This window comes from Neobacillus terrae (assembly GCF_011393025.1).
Taxonomy (GTDB): Bacteria; Bacillota; Bacilli; order Bacillales; family Cytobacillaceae; genus Neobacillus_A; species Neobacillus_A terrae.
Genome location: NZ_JAAOEO010000024.1, coordinates 44050 through 60638, shown reverse-complemented (window position 1 = coordinate 60638; position 16589 = coordinate 44050). Strand labels below are relative to the sequence as shown.

The 16589-nt window shown below is 38.0% G+C and carries 15 protein-coding genes; 10 read left to right on the top strand and 5 right to left on the bottom strand.

The features are described 5' to 3' along the window. Positions 1–570 precede the first annotated feature (570 nt). The 4 genes from G8761_RS22610 (at position 571) to rlmD (ending at position 4711) form a co-directional block, all read left to right on the top strand. Positions 571–1536, top strand: a complete 966-nt coding sequence (locus G8761_RS22610; protein ID WP_166030220.1) for a nuclease-related domain-containing protein — start codon at positions 571–573, stop codon at positions 1534–1536. Positions 1537–1615: 79 nt separating this feature from the next. Then, on the top strand, positions 1616–2356 hold the full coding sequence (pdaA, locus tag G8761_RS22605; RefSeq protein ID WP_420800279.1) for a delta-lactam-biosynthetic de-N-acetylase: 741 nt from the start codon (positions 1616–1618) through the stop codon (positions 2354–2356). A gap of 95 nt (positions 2357–2451) precedes the next feature. Then, a complete protein-coding gene (locus G8761_RS22600; protein WP_338001019.1) occupies positions 2452–3318 on the top strand; it encodes a DNA-3-methyladenine glycosylase family protein in 867 nt (288 codons plus the stop codon). Between the two features lie 13 nt (positions 3319–3331). Next, positions 3332–4711 carry a 23S rRNA (uracil(1939)-C(5))-methyltransferase RlmD gene (gene rlmD, locus G8761_RS22595; RefSeq protein ID WP_166030217.1) on the top strand — a complete coding sequence of 460 codons (1380 nt, stop codon included), beginning with the start codon at positions 3332–3334 and terminating at the stop codon, positions 4709–4711. Positions 4712–4756: 45 nt separating this feature from the next. On the opposite strand, the gene G8761_RS22590 is transcribed toward rlmD, so the two are convergent. After that, complete coding sequence (locus tag G8761_RS22590) at positions 4757–5317, bottom strand: hypothetical protein (protein WP_166030216.1); 561 nt, start codon at positions 5315–5317, stop codon at positions 4757–4759. A gap of 20 nt (positions 5318–5337) precedes the next feature. Then, a complete protein-coding gene (locus tag G8761_RS22585) occupies positions 5338–6327 on the bottom strand; it encodes a hypothetical protein (RefSeq protein WP_166030215.1) in 990 nt (329 codons plus the stop codon). Between the two features lie 298 nt (positions 6328–6625). On the opposite strand from G8761_RS22585, the gene G8761_RS22580 reads away from it, so the two are divergent. After that, positions 6626–7423 carry a muramidase family protein gene (locus G8761_RS22580; protein ID WP_166030214.1) on the top strand — a complete coding sequence of 266 codons (798 nt, stop codon included), beginning with the start codon at positions 6626–6628 and terminating at the stop codon, positions 7421–7423. A gap of 663 nt (positions 7424–8086) precedes the next feature. On the opposite strand, the gene G8761_RS22575 is transcribed toward G8761_RS22580, so the two are convergent. Continuing rightward, positions 8087–9580 carry a peptide MFS transporter gene (locus G8761_RS22575; RefSeq protein WP_166030213.1) on the bottom strand — a complete coding sequence of 498 codons (1494 nt, stop codon included), beginning with the start codon at positions 9578–9580 and terminating at the stop codon, positions 8087–8089. A 387-nt stretch (positions 9581–9967) separates the two neighbouring features. Here G8761_RS22575 and G8761_RS22570 point away from each other — a divergent pair, with 387 nt between their 5' ends. Further along, positions 9968–10807, top strand: coding sequence for an STAS domain-containing protein (locus G8761_RS22570; protein ID WP_166030212.1), 840 nt, complete (start codon positions 9968–9970; stop codon positions 10805–10807). Positions 10808–10858: 51 nt separating this feature from the next. Here the strand turns inward: G8761_RS22570 and G8761_RS22565 are convergent, their stop codons facing one another. Further along, positions 10859–11065: a hypothetical protein gene (locus tag G8761_RS22565; protein ID WP_166030211.1), complete on the bottom strand. Its 207-nt coding sequence runs from the start codon at positions 11063–11065 to the stop codon at positions 10859–10861. Between the two features lie 437 nt (positions 11066–11502). Here G8761_RS22565 and G8761_RS22560 point away from each other — a divergent pair, with 437 nt between their 5' ends. Next, a complete protein-coding gene (locus tag G8761_RS22560; protein WP_166030210.1) occupies positions 11503–12102 on the top strand; it encodes a histidine phosphatase family protein in 600 nt (199 codons plus the stop codon). A 450-nt stretch (positions 12103–12552) separates the two neighbouring features. Further along, positions 12553–13125 carry a 3D domain-containing protein gene (locus G8761_RS22555; RefSeq protein ID WP_166030209.1) on the top strand — a complete coding sequence of 191 codons (573 nt, stop codon included), beginning with the start codon at positions 12553–12555 and terminating at the stop codon, positions 13123–13125. A gap of 49 nt (positions 13126–13174) precedes the next feature. Here G8761_RS22555 and G8761_RS22550 read toward each other — a convergent pair whose 3' ends face one another. Beyond that, positions 13175–14353, bottom strand: a complete 1179-nt coding sequence (locus G8761_RS22550) for a trans-sulfuration enzyme family protein (protein WP_166030208.1) — start codon at positions 14351–14353, stop codon at positions 13175–13177. Between the two features lie 234 nt (positions 14354–14587). Between G8761_RS22550 and G8761_RS22545 the strand changes: the two genes are divergently transcribed. Together G8761_RS22545 and G8761_RS22540 are read left to right on the top strand one after the other, a co-directional pair. Continuing rightward, complete coding sequence (locus tag G8761_RS22545; protein ID WP_166030207.1) at positions 14588–15598, top strand: ABC transporter ATP-binding protein; 1011 nt, start codon at positions 14588–14590, stop codon at positions 15596–15598. Continuing rightward, complete coding sequence (locus tag G8761_RS22540; RefSeq protein ID WP_166030206.1) at positions 15579–16547, top strand: ABC transporter ATP-binding protein; 969 nt, start codon at positions 15579–15581, stop codon at positions 16545–16547. The genes G8761_RS22545 and G8761_RS22540 overlap by 20 nt, the downstream gene beginning before the upstream one ends. Positions 16548–16589 lie beyond the last annotated feature (42 nt).

The window sequence follows — 16589 nt, the reverse complement described above, 5'->3', positions numbered from 1 at the left end:
TTGTAGAAAGCATCTTCAATTTTGTAGAACAGGGAATCAAAAATGTAGAACGGTTCCTTAATATTGTAGAATAGGCCTCCGCAATTGTAGATAGGACATGCATTTGTAGAAAGTCTCTTCAATTTTGTAGAACAGGGAATCAAAAATGTAGAACGGTACCCTTAATTTTGTTGAATAGGCCAGCACAATTGTTGATTGGAATTCAATTTGTAGAAAGCATCTTCAATTTTGTAGAACAGGGAATCAAAAATGTAGAACGGTTCCTTAATATTGTAGAATAGGCCAACACAATTGTAGATAGGAATTACATTTGTAGAAAGCATCTTTAATTTTGTAGAACGGTTCCTTAATTTTGTAGATTAGGCCTCCGCAATTGTAGATAGGACATGCATTTGTAGAAAGCCTCTTCAATTTTGTAGAACAACTAATGAATAGTATAGAACCGTCAGGCATTTTTGTAGAAAAGGCATTTGAAATTGTTGAGCTAGCTTAAAATAAATTTTAAAAAGAAGAAGGAATTGAAAAAATTAAAAAGAAAAAGTTATTATCTTATAAAAAAGGAGTGCTAATTTGTTTATAAAAGAAGTTTCCCCACCGAAAATAATTTATCTTCTGGAAATTTTACTCCGAAGGCTCCCCAAATCGCATCCTAAAAGACAAATAGTTGAAGATAATCTTTCACGAAGGCGAGCAGGCTATAAAGGGGAGCAAAACTTAGTCTTTTACCTCGAACAATCACCCATAAATCAATTCCTCATTTTTCACAATCTCGTCTTAACAGTTGAAAACCAATCCTTTCAAATCGATTTTTTGCTGCTTTCAAACAATTATGCAATTATAATGGAAGTTAAAAACTTAGCAGGTGAATTATACTTTGATAAAGACTTCAGACAGCTAATTAGAAATCTTAATGGAAAAACTGAATGTTTTCCTGACCCTCTTGCTCAGGTTGATCGTCAGAGAGAGCTCTTGATTAAATGGCTCGCAAATTATAAATTGCAGCCTATCCCTTTAGAAAAATTGGTAGTAATCAGCAATTTGCCAACTATTATTAGAGCCTCCCCAGGTTATAAAGAAGTTTATGAAACGGTATCTAAAGCTGATCAAATATTACACAAAGTTAAATCTTTAGAGCAAAAGCAGACTCAAAGTGGTATTGACCAAAAGGGTTTGGAAAAGATTAAAAGATTCCTACTGTCAAAACAAATTTCAGATGTAAAATTCATAACAAATCAATTTGATATTGATGAATCGGATCTAATTTCTGGTGTCCTCTGCCCAAATTGTGAGTTTCAAGTAATGCAGTATAAATCAAAGTCCTGGCAATGCAATATGTGCGGTTATAAAGATAAAAAAGCTTATATTGAGGCAATAAAAGAGTATTTTCTTTTGTTCCAACAACAAATTAACAATAAAGAACTTCGTGAATTTCTAGGAGTTCCCTCATCTAGAACCGCTACATATATCCTTTCTAAAATGAATTTACCTCACTCAGGCAATAATATTGGCCGCACCTATTTCCCCCCTCCCTTATAATCCCAATTATGTTTCCCTCCTTTTTTTCAAAGAATAAGAAAAAAGGGGGATTATGATGAAAAAGCTTTTGAGTATATTTATGCTTATGATGTTATTTCCGACAATTGCTTATGGACAGGTTTCGAATACGCCAATCCATTGGGGTTTTAAGAAGGGTGCGAACGAGCAGCAGGCAGATGCAGGAGCGGCATACGACCAGCTGTTGGCAAAATACGGCGCAGTTTACAAAGGAAGCCCAACTGAAAAAACTCTTTATTTAACCTTTGATAATGGGTATGAAAATGGTTATACCGAGAAGGTTCTTAATGTGTTAAAAAAGGAAAAGGTTCCTGCAGCGTTTTTCGTTACGGGCCATTATCTGCAGACTGCTCCGGACCTCGTAAAACGGATGGCAAAAGAGGGGCATATTGTCGGCAATCATTCATGGTTTCATCCGGACCTCACAACAGAAAGTGATGCCGAGATAAAAGAGGAACTTGAAAAGGTCCGGGTAAAAACTGAAGAGATTACAGGCAATAAGAAAATGCATTATGTGAGGCCGCCAAGAGGAATTTTAAGTGAGCGTACATTGAAGGTTTCAAAGGATTTAGGCTATACCCATGTGATGTGGTCCCTAGCTTTTGTGGATTGGAATGTAAATCAGCAGAAGGGATGGCAGTACTCCTACGACAATATTATGAGGCAGGTTCACCCAGGTGCGGTTCTGTTGCTTCACACAGTTTCAAAGGATAATGCAGATGCACTTGAAAAAGTGATTAAGGATTTGAAGAAGAGGGGCTACAAATTTAAGAGCATTGATACTCTTGTAAAAAGGAAATAACAGCCAGGCCGGATCCCTACAGGAATCCGGTTTTTAACATTGACTTCCAAATCATGCTATAATACGGGAAAATGCGTTAAAGGATGGGTTTTTACGTGTGGCATGAAAAAATTGATATAGAAGGGCCTTATAATTTTGATAGAATTCTGGATCGGCTTTCCCTTGATCCTTTAAATCAAATTGACTTTAATGAAAAAAGCCTAAAGGTTCCCGTTTTAATAAAAGAAAAACCCTTTGTCGTAAAGGTTCGTTCGATTGGTACAATCGAGAATCCCAGTTTTGAGCTTAGCGGCTCAGATGTGGAATATAAACCAGCAGTAATCGAAAGAATCGCGGAAATATTTCAATGGTATGCCCCGCTAAAAGACATCCATGACCATTTTCAGCAAACCGATTTGAATGAACTTTTTCAAGAGCATCTTGGGACTGCATTTGTATTAGATTTCGATCCCTTTGGATGTCTTCTAAAGTGTATTATTCATCAGCAGCTGAATTTAACTTTTGCGTACACATTAACCCAGAGGTTTGTGAAAACATTTGGGTTTGAAATAGAAGGTGTCTGGTTTTACCCGAGGCCAGAAACGGTTGCGGCACTGACTGTTGAACAATTAAGGGAACTTCAGTTCAGCGGCCGGAAAGCGGAATATACAATCGGAATAGGACAGGCCATAGCAAGTGACGAACTGGATATCGAAAAATTAATGCAGGAAGACGAGCAGGTTATTTTTGAAAAATTAATCAAGCTGCGTGGGATTGGCCCATGGACCGTGCAAAATTTCCTAATGTTTGGTCTAGGGCGGAAAAATTTATTCCCTACGGCTGATATCGGCCTGCAAAATGCTTTAAAAAAATTATATAAATTGGATGCTAAGCCGACAATGGCTGAAATGGAAGAATACATGATAAACTGGCATCCATATTTAAGCTACGCTTCCCTTTATTTGTGGAGAAGTATTGAATAATTGGAGTGATAACGTGAACAACCAGCAAACCATCAAGATACAGCCCAAGCAAACCTTCCCTCTGACAATTAAGCGTCTTGGAATTAATGGGGAAGGCGTCGGGTATTTCAAAAGACAGGTTGTCTTTGTGCCAGGTGCACTTCCGGGTGAGGAAGTCGTGGTTGAAGCAACAAAGGTGAATCCTAAATTTGCCGAAGCAAGGATAAAAAAAATACGTGTGGCATCCAAAGATCGCGTCCAGCCGCCCTGTCCTTATTATGAGCAGTGTGGAGGCTGCCAGCTCCAGCATTTGAGCTATCAGGGGCAGCTTGAGGGAAAACGGGATATTATTATCCAGTCACTTGAACGCCATTCTAAACTAAAAGTAGAAAATCTCGATATTCGTCAAACCATTGGAATGGAAGATCCTTGGAGCTATCGGAACAAAAGCAGTTTTCAGCTCGGAGAAAAGGGCGGAAAGGTCCTCGCAGGTTTATATGGTCTTAACTCGCATCAATTAATTAATATTGATCATTGTCCTGTTCAGCATTCGCAAACCAATAAGGCTACTGTAGTGGTAAAACGTATCTTGGAGAAAATACAAATTCCAATTTACAATGAAAAAACGCGAAAAGGAATTGTAAGGACAATCGTTGCCCGTGTTGGAATCCAGACAAATGAGCTGCAAATAGTCCTGATTACCTCCCAAAAAGAAATTCCGAATAAAGAGCGTCTGGTTCAGGAAATCCAGAAGCAGCTCCCAGACATTCAATCGATAGTACAAAACATCAACGGGGAAAAAACTTCCCTGATTTTTGGTGAAGAAACTGAACTGATGGCAGGGAAGGAGTTTATTCAGGAGACCTTAGGTGATCTTCAGTTTGAACTCTCGGCTAGAACGTTCTTTCAATTGAATCCTGCGCAAACAGTCAACCTTTATAATGAGGTGAAAAAAGCTGCTGCCTTAACAGGTGCAGAAAAAGTAGTGGATGCTTATTGCGGAGTAGGTACGATTGGCTTATGGCTTGCTGAACAGGCGGCCGAGGTTCGGGGTATGGATGTAATTCCTGAATCGATCGAAGATGCCAAAAAGAACGCCAAACGCCATGCCTTAACCAATACAAAATATGTACCAGGGAAAGCGGAAGAAGTACTCCCAAAATGGGTGAAAAAAGGATGGAAACCGGATGTGATTGTGGTAGACCCGCCACGTACAGGATTGGATAATCAATTAAAGCAGACAATCCTCCAGGTAAAGCCAAAAACGATGATTTATGTTTCCTGTAATCCATCAACTCTCGCCAAAGACATACAGGATTTAAGCAAAAGTTTTAAAGTCGAGTATATTCAGCCGGTTGATATGTTTCCTCAAACATCCCATGTTGAAGCAGTCACTAAGCTTGTTTTAAAATAATAGCAAAAAGGCAGCTCACCAAAAGGGTAAGCTGCCTTTCTATTGTTAATTGTTTAGAAATTTACCGGATGGAACGTTAAACGTCCACTTCTTGCCATCTTTAGCCTGAAGCTTTAAGTTAAAACCATTGTAACTAATAACCTTAACTTCGCCATGTTTCTCTGGTGTTTTATATTGTTTTTCTCCCTGGAAGTTTCTGTTGGCTCCATCGATTCTGACAAGGATAATACCTTGTGCAGGATCTGCCAATAAAGCGCCCGCTTCTACTGTTACGATTCGTCCATTCATTACTTGGTTTTTAACAGAACTAATCCATCCATTCGTGAATTTAATTGTTGAGTCATTTATAGGATCTTCAATACGGTCCAGCAGCTGAGCTGTTACTTCACGGTCATGCTGAACGATAGCAGGGCCATCTTTGCTGTCCTTTTTAGTAATTTTGTCATTCTTAGCCTTTATTTTATTCAGTTCTTTACGTTCTTGTATATCCTTCTTTTCTGGTGGTAACTGATCATATTTAGAATCCGATGCAGAAACATGATAGTAGGTAAATCCGGTTCCGAATAGAATAGTTGCTGTTAAAACTGTCTTCACAATCATTTTCATCTAATTTCATCCTTTCAAAATTAATGCCATTTAATATCAGTGGAATCAAGTGTTGATTCTGCTGTTTTTGGATCACTATTCAATTTATTATAGAATTGGGTCCATCCCTGTGATGGAGTATTATCCAATGATGAACTGCAGCCGTTTTGCTGGCATGCGCCATATTGAGTTAACGAACCTGTAAAATCCATATAGGCATTATGTGAAACAATGGCATATTTGTTAATGTTTTGCCACTGCTCGGCCATAATTCCGCCATTATCATAGATTTGAGGGAGAGGTACTGCGGGAGGAGCCCCCCAAGAAACGTAATAAAGGTCTTCATACTTCCAGCCGTTATTACATGAATAATTTATTGAACCTGTAGATGTATTGGTATGATAGCAGCCATCAGCGGCTCCGTAATTATAAAGTGAATAACTATTAACTGTATCGTAGCCTTTTACCCAATTTCTCGTACTAACAGGATCTGCATAGCTAGGCTCCATATCATTTCCGCCATCTACTTCTACTTGATCCGAATAAGAATTTGTATTGTTATAGCTGTTAATGTTATTAATCATTTTTGCGAAGTTCTGTCCGCCTTCATAAGTTACATTATACGAATTATTTGTACCGACTATTACATGTACCAGTGAGCCGGTGTCAGTGCCTGTACCTTTCCAGTAACCATGGGAATATTCCTCTACTGCTTTTGCTGCCTGGTCCAGAGTGGCATCTGGCATTCCCCGAAGTGATAGACTATTACTTGTTGGCTGTCCGCCAAAGTCAAGAATAACAATACTCTTTTGTGTGCCAGCTTTATTATAGTCTTCCCGTCCTTTTTGATACCCCATGTCATAAAGAGTTTGAGTATCTATTGTATCCATATAATAACTGGTACTCGCAGGTGGTGGTGTTGCAGCACTTGCGCTTTTAGGCGAAGTGAACAATGAAGAAGCTGCTAAAAGGGCCCATAAAAAGAAAATCCCTTTCTTAAAATTTTTTCGACTAATATTTCCGAAATTCATTTCATTTCTCCTTTTTCCCTGAAATTTTTTATTTCTTTTATCAGGCTATCAAAGAAAAAAGGTTTCAACGAGGTATAATAGTAGGCTTTTTAATATGTTAATTAAGATGTAAAGTCCCACGATATTGGAATACTTTTCAAAAAGGTGGTGCCTATCTCATTGGCTTTAATTTAACTTTCTAGTCAAACTATCACAAATACAGGATAATTTTTCCCCTTAAGTCAAAAATCTCCCTTTTTCGACGAATACTTTATTGGACTCTGTCCGCATACATAGAGAGTTTTTGGGGGATTTAGCATTGACGACAATTTTATTAAAGAGAAAACAAAGATTAGCAAAAGTGCGTAAAGAAAATGTTAGAGCACGCCAGAAAAAGATTGCAGCTGCTGCCTTTGCCGGAACAATTACTGTTTTTACTTTTATGAATAGCAAAGCAGGGGCCTGCAGTACGGAGTACATGGTTAAAAAGAATGATACGTTATTTAGCCTTGCTCAAAAGTATCAGGTTAGTGTTGCACAATTAAAGGAAGTAAATGGTTTACAAGGTGAGGGGATTTTTGAGGGGCAAATGCTTTTAGTCCCTGAAAACTACGATGGGCAAGAATTAAGCGAAAATGAGTATACCATCCAAAAGGGAGAAACTCTTTTCTCGATAGCACAAAGGTACAATATTTCTGTAGATGTTTTGAAAAAAGAAAACAACCTGCATAATGACCAAGTAAAGATTGGCCAGAAGATTGCTGTCCCGCTTGAAACTTATATCCATGAAAAGGACGAGCTATATACCGTTTATCCTGGTGATACATTATGGGGAATTGCTGCACGTTTTGGAGTAACAGTTAAAGAATTGGCCAAAGAAAATGGACTAAGCAGAGAAATGGTATTAATCGGACAAAAGCTAAGTATCCCTGGAAACAATGAATTCATGGAGGCAAAGGTGATGGGGGCCTCTGATAGCTTCACAGTTGAGTTTGAGGTACAGGGTAAGCCTATGGTTCTGAAAGTTCCTTATGGTGCAGCCCAGGATTACGAAAAAAAGTCGGGGCAGACTCTAACTGTTATTCATAAAAATAGATCAGTCATTTCGTCCTTTTAAACATGTCCTGCAATACTTTTGCACTATTTTAAAAAAGCTATTAAAATATTCAATAGAAGGGAGACTGAACATGAAAATCACCGATGATGCTCGCGATATTCTATTGCAAATGTTTGAAGCTAAGAATGTTAAAAACATTCGTGTCTATTTCGATGGCTTTGGCTGAGGACAGCCAAGGATAGGACTGGCTCTGGATGAGCCGGAAGAAGATGATTTAATATTCACTATCAATGAAATTCAAGTAGCGATTGACCCTATTATTGAGCCTAATACAGAAGATCTTTTGCTGGATCTCAGCGGAGATAAAAAAGGTTTGGTTCTGCTTGGCGATACAGGTCAGTGCTGTTAATAAATAAGGGCAGGTGGCGCACGCCATCTGCCCTTTCATTTGGAAAATGCAATAATTCCTGTAACAATATCTTTCTGCTGGAAAAGTGATTTTATTGCATATCTTGTTGGTGGAGAAGGAAATGTTGAAGCGGGAATGGATGGACTATACAGGAGTGGTTCCATACCAGCGTATGAAGGTTTGGTAAACCGACAAAAGTAATTGCTGAAGGGAAAGAGTGGATTAATGAACATCATTCTCCCGGTAAAGAAAAGGATGCTTATATAAATCTTTGCATTAAAAAAAGGGTTCCCATTGAGGAACCCTTTTTACTATTATTTTATACCCTTCATAAATGTCTGGATTTTTGGAGCCAGAGCATAAAGGATAAAACCTAAAATGATGGATACCCCGCCGATTGTACCGAAGTAGGCCATTTCGTTGTCTGGTGTGTAGAACTTAACAACCTGTGCATTAAGGGCTTGAGCTGCTGCGTTCGATAAGAACCATAAGCTCATCATTTGTGCAGAGAAAGCAGAAGGAGCTAATTTAGTTGTAGCGGAAAGACCAACTGGTGATAAACAAAGCTCACCGATAACAACAACAAGATAACTTAATACAAGCCATAATGGATTAACAAGGGCATTGTTGCCGCCCATCCAAGCTGGTAAAAGAATTACAAGGAATGATAATCCTGCAAATAATAGACCAAATGAAAACTTTTGTGCGTAGTTAGGCTGTCTGTCGCCTAATTTAACCCAGATTGCACCAATAACTGGAGCCAAAACAATAATGAATAATGGATTCAGGGATTGGAACCATGCTGGTGAAATATGCATTCCTGCAAAGTCTAATTGAGTACGCTTATCTGCATAGTTTGCCAAGATAGTTGAACCTTGTTCTTCAATTGACCAGAACATTACAGATGCAATAAAGAGCGGAATATAGGCAATCAGACGAGAACGCTCTTCTTTGGTTGTTTTCGGGCTGCGATACATAAATAAGAAATAAAGAATAGGAATAACAAATCCTAAGATACCAACTAAGTTAATAAATGATTCAATCGTTAAAGTTCCTGTTGAAACAGCAACTGCGATTAAAACAGCTATAATAACTGCCACTAATCCAATTTGAGTAAAAGCTTTTTTCTTTTCAGCCTGTGGCAATGGGTTTGCTACGAATGTACCAGCAAGCCCAAGAGTTTTTTTCTTTGTAGCCATGTAAACTATTAAAGCCAGGAACATACCAATTGCTGCAATACCAAATCCTAAGTGGAAATTGTATTTCATTCCGACAGTTCCGACAATTAACGGCGCAACGAATGCACCAAGGTTAACACCCATGTAGAAAATACTGAACGCTGCGTCACGGCGTGCATCTTTAATATCGTACATTTCACCTAAAACTGTTGAAATATTAGGTTTCAGCAAACCAGTACCAAGTACGATAAGAACCATAGAAACAAAGAACATTGTCATACTTCCTGGAATAGCTAAGGCAATATGACCAAACATAATCAGGATTCCGCCATAAAATACGGCTTTAGAAGATCCTGTTATCCTGTCTGATATCCATCCGCCAATAATTCCTGACATATACACTAACGATCCGTATACTGAGGCAATCGCAAGGGCTGTATTTTGATCAATTCCTAAACCGCCTTTTGATACGGAATAGTACATATAGTAAACAAGGATTGCTTTCATTCCGTAGTAGGAAAATCTCTCCCAGAATTCCGTAAAGAATAAGGTAAATAATCCTCTAGGATGTCCAAAGAATCCTGTTTGCGGTACACTGTCCACAATTTTCTGTCTATTAAAGTCTGACATCTTACAACCTCCTTTATATTTTACTATAATACTTTCTGGGCCTATAGTCTGTCAAAAACTATTTTTGGAAAACAGGGAATAATCCGTTCTATTATCCAAAAAAACAAGGAGAGAAGAGGTTTAATATTAAAAAAATAAATTTTTTTAAAATAGTAAATTTATTCAGACTAGAATGTATTTTCTGAAACACTAGAATAAATATAGGGGGTGAATTAGCTGCTTGATTATGAAAAGATTTCAATTGAACGCAAATTTTGTTGAAAAATGAGCTTTGATTTAAATAGACACCTATTTTTAATTGAAATATGATAAATAAAGCGGAATATTGACAGGATTGAATATCAAACATTAAAAGAAGTTGCTAGCTAGAGGGGAGACGGGACAGATATGAATAGTATTGAAGCTGTTAGTGAGTTTCTCTTAGGTAAAGCTTTAAGCTTAACAGAGGAATGGTACAACTCTATTGATAAAAATCAAACAGCAGGTGTTTATGCCAATAACAATCAAGATGTTATTCAAAAATTGAAACAGCAAAACTATGAATTCCATCTTCATTTTTGCCAGGCATTTCTCCTTGAAAATAATACCGCTTTTCACCAATTTAAAGAATGGGTCTTAATGGTTGCTACAGATGAATATCATCAAAAAACGCCCATACATATTGTTTTAAAAGAATTCTTCCGCGTTCAGGAACAATACTTGGATTATATTAGAGAATTTGTTGAATCTACTTCAGACATTTACGATGAAGAGATTATAAATGGATGGAACCGAAAAATTATCAACATTTTTGGGGAAGTAATGAGCTGGTTCGTAGAGGAAAGCCATAAATATTCACAGCAAAGGCTTCAATCACAGCAGGAGTTAATTAATGAACTGGGCTCTCCAGTTATCTTAATCAATAATAATATGGGGCTTTTGCCGATTGTCGGAACGATAGATACCCATAGAGCTAAGCATTTGCTCGAAAATACTCTTAAACAATGTTCAAAAAAAGGTATACAGCATTTGTTTATCGATTTATCAGGAGTTTTTATAATAGATACATTGGTAGCACAAAAGATATTTCAATTGATTGAGTCCTTACGCTTAATAGGAATCAAAACAACTCTGTCCGGCATTCGTCCTGAAATTGCTGCAACGGCTGTACAGTTGGGAATATCTTTTAAAAATATATCAATTACACCAACTCTCTCAAAAGCAATGCGGTCGTTTACTATTAATTAAAGTATGAACATTTAAAAGGCTGACAGAGCCTTTTCTTTTGTCGGCTTATGATTATTCATTAATATCTTTATAAACTTTTAAAAAGAGATCCTTTGGAAATTTAAAACCGGCAGTTTTTTCATTTTGCCACCGGATAATAATGCTTATGTCGCTGCCTTTTTCCTCAAATTCGAGTAATGCATTTTCACCTATATCTCTGACTGTAATGAGGCTGCTTCCATCTTTCTTCGTTTTAGTTTTGTAATCAAAATAGCTCATAAAAAACCTCCTAAGATTTAACGGTTTAAGGTAGAATTCTAGAGAATATAATATTTTCCTCTAAATGGGATTAAGAAATTAAAAAAACAGTTTAGCTGGTTTATGATCTCTTGGAAAAGGGTATGGAAGATTGATAATCCAACAGAAGAGGTCGATTATGGAAGCTAACTATGAGTATCTACTATTCACCCAAGAGCTTAGACGACTGCAAAGGGACTATCAGCGTTGTCATGACCTTAGTCTAAAACAAGAGATATACAAGGATATTAAATTATTGGAATGTGCACTTAACTCATATAATTGACAAACGTCTGCCTTTGGCTGGGCGTTTTTTATTTTTTTACTTATAAACAGGATATAAGCTTAAAAGGAAGAATAAGTAATTAATTTTTAATTTAAGCCACGAAAAAGGCTTCCATGAACAGGAGAGATTTTTTATGGAAATATTAATAATCAGGCATGGTGAGTCTGAAGCAGATCTGATGGGAATGCATGAGGGAAGAGCTGATTTTCCGTTAACTAACTTGGGACTTTCTCAGGCAGAAAGAATGGCAAGTTATATTAAAAGGAATTATCAGCCTGAGGTTATTTTATCCAGTCCTCTAATCAGGGCTTCCAAGGCAGCAGAAATTCTTCAGTCCGCAACTGGCTGCGAATTAATATTTGTGAAGGAATTGATGGAATATAATAACGGAATATTGGCTGGAATGTCCAGGGAGGAAGCAGCTCGAAAGTACCCTCTTCCAGAGGGAGGCAGACCTATACATATTCCTATTCAGGAGGGTGAATCCGATCTAGAGTTCTTCCATCGGGTTGAATCGGTCTTCCATAGAATAATCCATGAATATGGGAATCTAAATAGAATAGCTATTGTTTCACATGGCGGATTTATTTCGAACTTTTTAAAGATATTTCTTGGACTTTCTGCAAAGGATAAGTCGGTATTTTCAACAGGAGACACCGGGATACATCTATTGGAAATAAGAGAAAATAGGAGAGTTATAAAGTTCTTAAATAGTACCGCGCATCTGCTCTAATATGCTATGCATATCTACGAACGTCCCTTTTATATGGGGCGTTTTTTTATAGACGTTTTTGCAGAAACAGGTATAGACTCGAAGGTGGAAAAGTACAATGGATTATTAAAAAGTCTCATTTGGGCACTTTTTACATTGATTCTATTATCATTTAACATCATGTTTAATATAAAATCTGACTTTTCCTGGCTATTAAAATGTACATATTTGGTACTGATGCTTATACTCGTTACTGCCCATTGGAAAGTAAAGCGCAAAATCAATTTATTAAAAGAATAGATTTGAATAATCCCTGTTAAAAACAGGGGTTTTTTGTTTGATAAAGGGAATAAATGGTCAATTTTTAGAAAATTTAGTCCTTTTGTAATGTAAATAGAAAGCCACTGAAACACTACTGTAATACTTCTATGTTATTTTTTTGATAGAGAACTAAACAAAGGAGTTTTCAACTTGAAAAAATTCGTAATAAGTATAAGTTCTATCCTAATATTATTATTTAGCAGTCAAAGTGGAGCATTTGCAGCATCCGGTACATATAAGGTTAAAAAAGGCGATTCACTCTACAAAATTTCTCGTACATATAAGGTTAGTGTTCAAAACTTAAAAGCATGGAACCATCTTACATCAGATAGAATCTCTATTAACCAGGTTCTAAAGTTTGAAACGGCTAGTCAGCCAGCCGCAAAAGTAAGCAAGCCTGCTGCTAAAACAACAGCAGCTGTCAAACCAGCAGGGAAAGTGATTACTGTGTCAGCCAGTGCCTACACTCTTAACTGCACCAAATGCAGCGGCATCACAGCAACAGGAATAAACTTGAAGAAAAACCCTAATGCAAAGGTTATTTCAGTAGATCCTAAAGTGATCCCTCTGGGAAGCAAGGTATATGTAGAAGGATACGGATATGCTGTAGCCGGAGATAAAGGCAGCAGCATCAAAGGTAATAAAATTGACATTTTTGTTCCTTCTAAAAAGGATGCTATTAACTGGGGAAGAAAAACAGTTAAGGTAACAATTTTAAAATAATATAATCAAAAGGGTGTCCGGGATTGCCGGGACACCCTTTTTTATGCCGTTAAATTCTTTCCAAACTCTGTTCCAAATCCCTTATCAGGTCATCTGTAGACTCCAGTCCAATAGAAAGGCGAATAAGCCCTTCGCTGATTTGTTCCTTTTTCAGATCTGCTGTGTTATAGCCGTAATTCGGAGACATGACAAGACTTTCAAATGAGCCCCAGGAAACACCGATTTTAAATATTTTAAGATTATTAATGACTGCTTTGACCGCTTTAAAGCTTGCATCTTTTAATTCGAATGCCAATAACCCTGAGAAGCCAAGCAGCTGTTTCTTTATAATTTCTTGGTCCTCACTAGAAGGATGTCCAGGATAGTTCACCCTGGCTACTTTTGGATGCCCCTCTAAAAATTTAGCAATCTTAATTGCATTTTCCTCATGGGCTTTCATTCTCATCGGCAGTGTTCTTAAACCGCGGAGGAGGAGGGAGGCTTCATAGGGTCCCATAATGCCTCCAAAAAGTAAAAATTCCTTTTTAAAAAGCTTTTTCATAATATGGGAGCTCGTTATTAAAGCTCCTCCAACCAAATCGCTATGTCCGCCCAAATATTTCGAAGCTGAGTGCACGACCATATCAATTCCAAAAGACAATGGTTTTTGAAAAAGGGGCGTGGCCCATGTATTATCTGCAATAGTTTTAATTTTCCGCTCTTTCGCAAGAGCTGCAATTTTTTCGAAGTCTACCATCTTGAAGGTCATGTCTGTTGGACTCTCGATATAAATCGCCTTTGTGTTTGGCTGTATTTCTTTTTCTATTTCTTCTGGAGAGGTTGATTGTGTAACCGTATACTCCACTCCAAATTTTTGCAGGTATTTTAAGATGTCAACGGTGGATTTGTATATATGACTGACGCATACAACATGATCGCCTTTCTTAACACTGTAAAAGAGGGCAGCGGTTATCGCAGCCATTCCAGATGCAAAGCATTTACATTGCTCCCCCTGTTCTAACGCAGCGAGTTTTTTTTCCGCTATTTCAACCGTCGGGTTTGTCCCCCGCCAATAAACATAATGCTCCGTCTCATCCTTTACCGCATTTCCGAGCTCCTCAAGTGAAGGATATAGAAAAAGGGAGTTCCCAAAGGTAGGGGGAATAACCGCACCGAGGAACCGTTCCGGTTCACATTCATAGTACATACAAATTTCACTGTCTTTTTCAAACTGCCTTAACTTCTCCATATAAATCCTCCTCGAAAAAATTCGTGTAAAATTTTAGTATTCCGAAATAATTCTTTACCGTGCTAAAATCATTTTTTTATTTTCGGTATTTTAGAGGTTTTTTAGTAAAAAAATATTTTTTTGCCATGTTTTGTCTGTACCTGTTGAAATATTTGTGTCATAATAATCAATAAATTCTTATTATTGTAATATTAATTATTGTCAGACGAGATTTTGAGGCAGGTGGAAAAATTAATGAATGATCCAATCTTAAAAATAAATAATTTAAAGGTTTCCTTTCAATCCGGAAAAAAAAGGGTTGCGGCTGTAGACGGGATTTCTTTTGAATTAAAAGATGGAGAAGTCCTTGGAATAGTTGGAGAGTCAGGAAGTGGAAAAAGTGTAACCTCCCTGGCTACCATGGGACTGATTCCTTCACCACCGGGAAATATTGATGAGGGTGAAATTATCTTTGACGGGAAGGATTTGACTCGTTTTACTGAAAAAGAATGGAGAAGGATTCGGGGAAATCAGATATCTATGATATTCCAGGAACCAATGACATCTTTAAATCCGCTTTTCACGATTGGCAATCAGCTTCTTGAAGCGATTCGTTTACATACCAAACTTTCCAAAAACGAGGCAAAGATTCGAAGCATCGAACTTCTAAAGCTTGTTGGCATTCCCAGAGCGGAAGGAATCCTGAAAGAATTCCCTCATCAGCTTTCAGGTGGGATGAGACAGAGGGTCATGATTGCAATGGCTATGGCATGCAACCCTAAGGTTCTGATTGCGGATGAGCCTACGACAGCTCTCGATGTTACCATTCAGGCCCAGATACTTGCTTTAATGAAGGATCTTAATAAAAAAACAAATACCTCTATCATCTTCATCACACATGACCTAGGTGTGGTCGCAGAAATTTGTGACCGGGTTATTGTTATGTACTCGGGACAAATTGTGGAGCAGGGTGATGTAAGGACAATTTTAAAAGATCCCCAGCATCCATACACAAAAGGTCTATTAAAATCAGTGCCGGACCTGAGAGGGAAAAAGGATCGATTGTACAGTATTCCGGGCAGTGTACCAGCACCCGGCACAGTGCAAACTGGCTGCAGGTTTGCAGACAGGTGTGCGGAAGTTTTTGGAGAATGCCGTCTATCCGCACCAGAGTTATATGAAACTGAAAAAATTGGACATGAAGTACGGTGCTTCCTACATACAGTGAAGGAAAGGAGTGACAAGGATGTCAGAGTTACTTCTTGAGGTATCAGGACTTAAAAAATACTTTCCTATTACAGGCGGGTTCTTAGGAAGAAAACAAGGAGAAGTAAAGGCTGTTGATGATGTTTCTTTCTTTGTCAAAAAGGGAGAAACATTGGGGATCGTAGGAGAAAGCGGCTGTGGAAAATCTACAACAGGCCGCTTGTTGATGAGGCTGATTGAAGCAAGTGACGGAAAGGTGATTTTTGAAGATAAAGAGATTACCAGTATGTCAAAGAATGAATTAAGAAAGGTTCGCCGGGATATCCAAATGGTGTTTCAGGACCCTTATGCATCCTTAAATCCACGGCATTCCATTGAGCAAATTCTAGAAGAACCACTGATTGTTCATGGTATTGGAACGAAAGAGGAAAGAAAGAAAAGAGTAAGGGAAATGCTCGAGGTTGTGGGTCTTAGCAGCTACCATGCTAAAAGATACCCACACCAGTTCAGCGGGGGGCAGCGGCAAAGGATTGGTATTGCCAAAGCACTAATGACAAAGCCCAAACTGATCATTGCCGATGAACCTGTTTCGGCACTGGATGTATCCATCCAAGCTCAGGTCCTTAATTTGATGAAGGATATACAAAAAGAATTTGGCCTTACCTACATTTTCATCGCCCATGACCTTGGTGTCGTCCGGCATATCAGTGACCGGGTGGGAGTTATGTATTTAGGGAGATTAATAGAACTCGCAGATAGCGAAGAATTATATGAAAATCCAAAGCATCCATACACTCAGGCACTTCTATCTGCAGTTCCAATTCCAGATCCGGATATCAGAAGGGAAACCATTTTAATTCAGGGTGAACTTCCAAGTCCTGCAAATCCGCCTTCAGGGTGCGCGTTTCACACAAGGTGTTCGCAATGCATGGATATCTGTAAAACAGAGAGGCCAGCAGAAAGGTATTTAAACGGTCATTATGTGGCTTGCCATTTATACAATGAATAGTATGCCGCGTTTGATAAAGATTTTAATAAAGAATATGGGGGG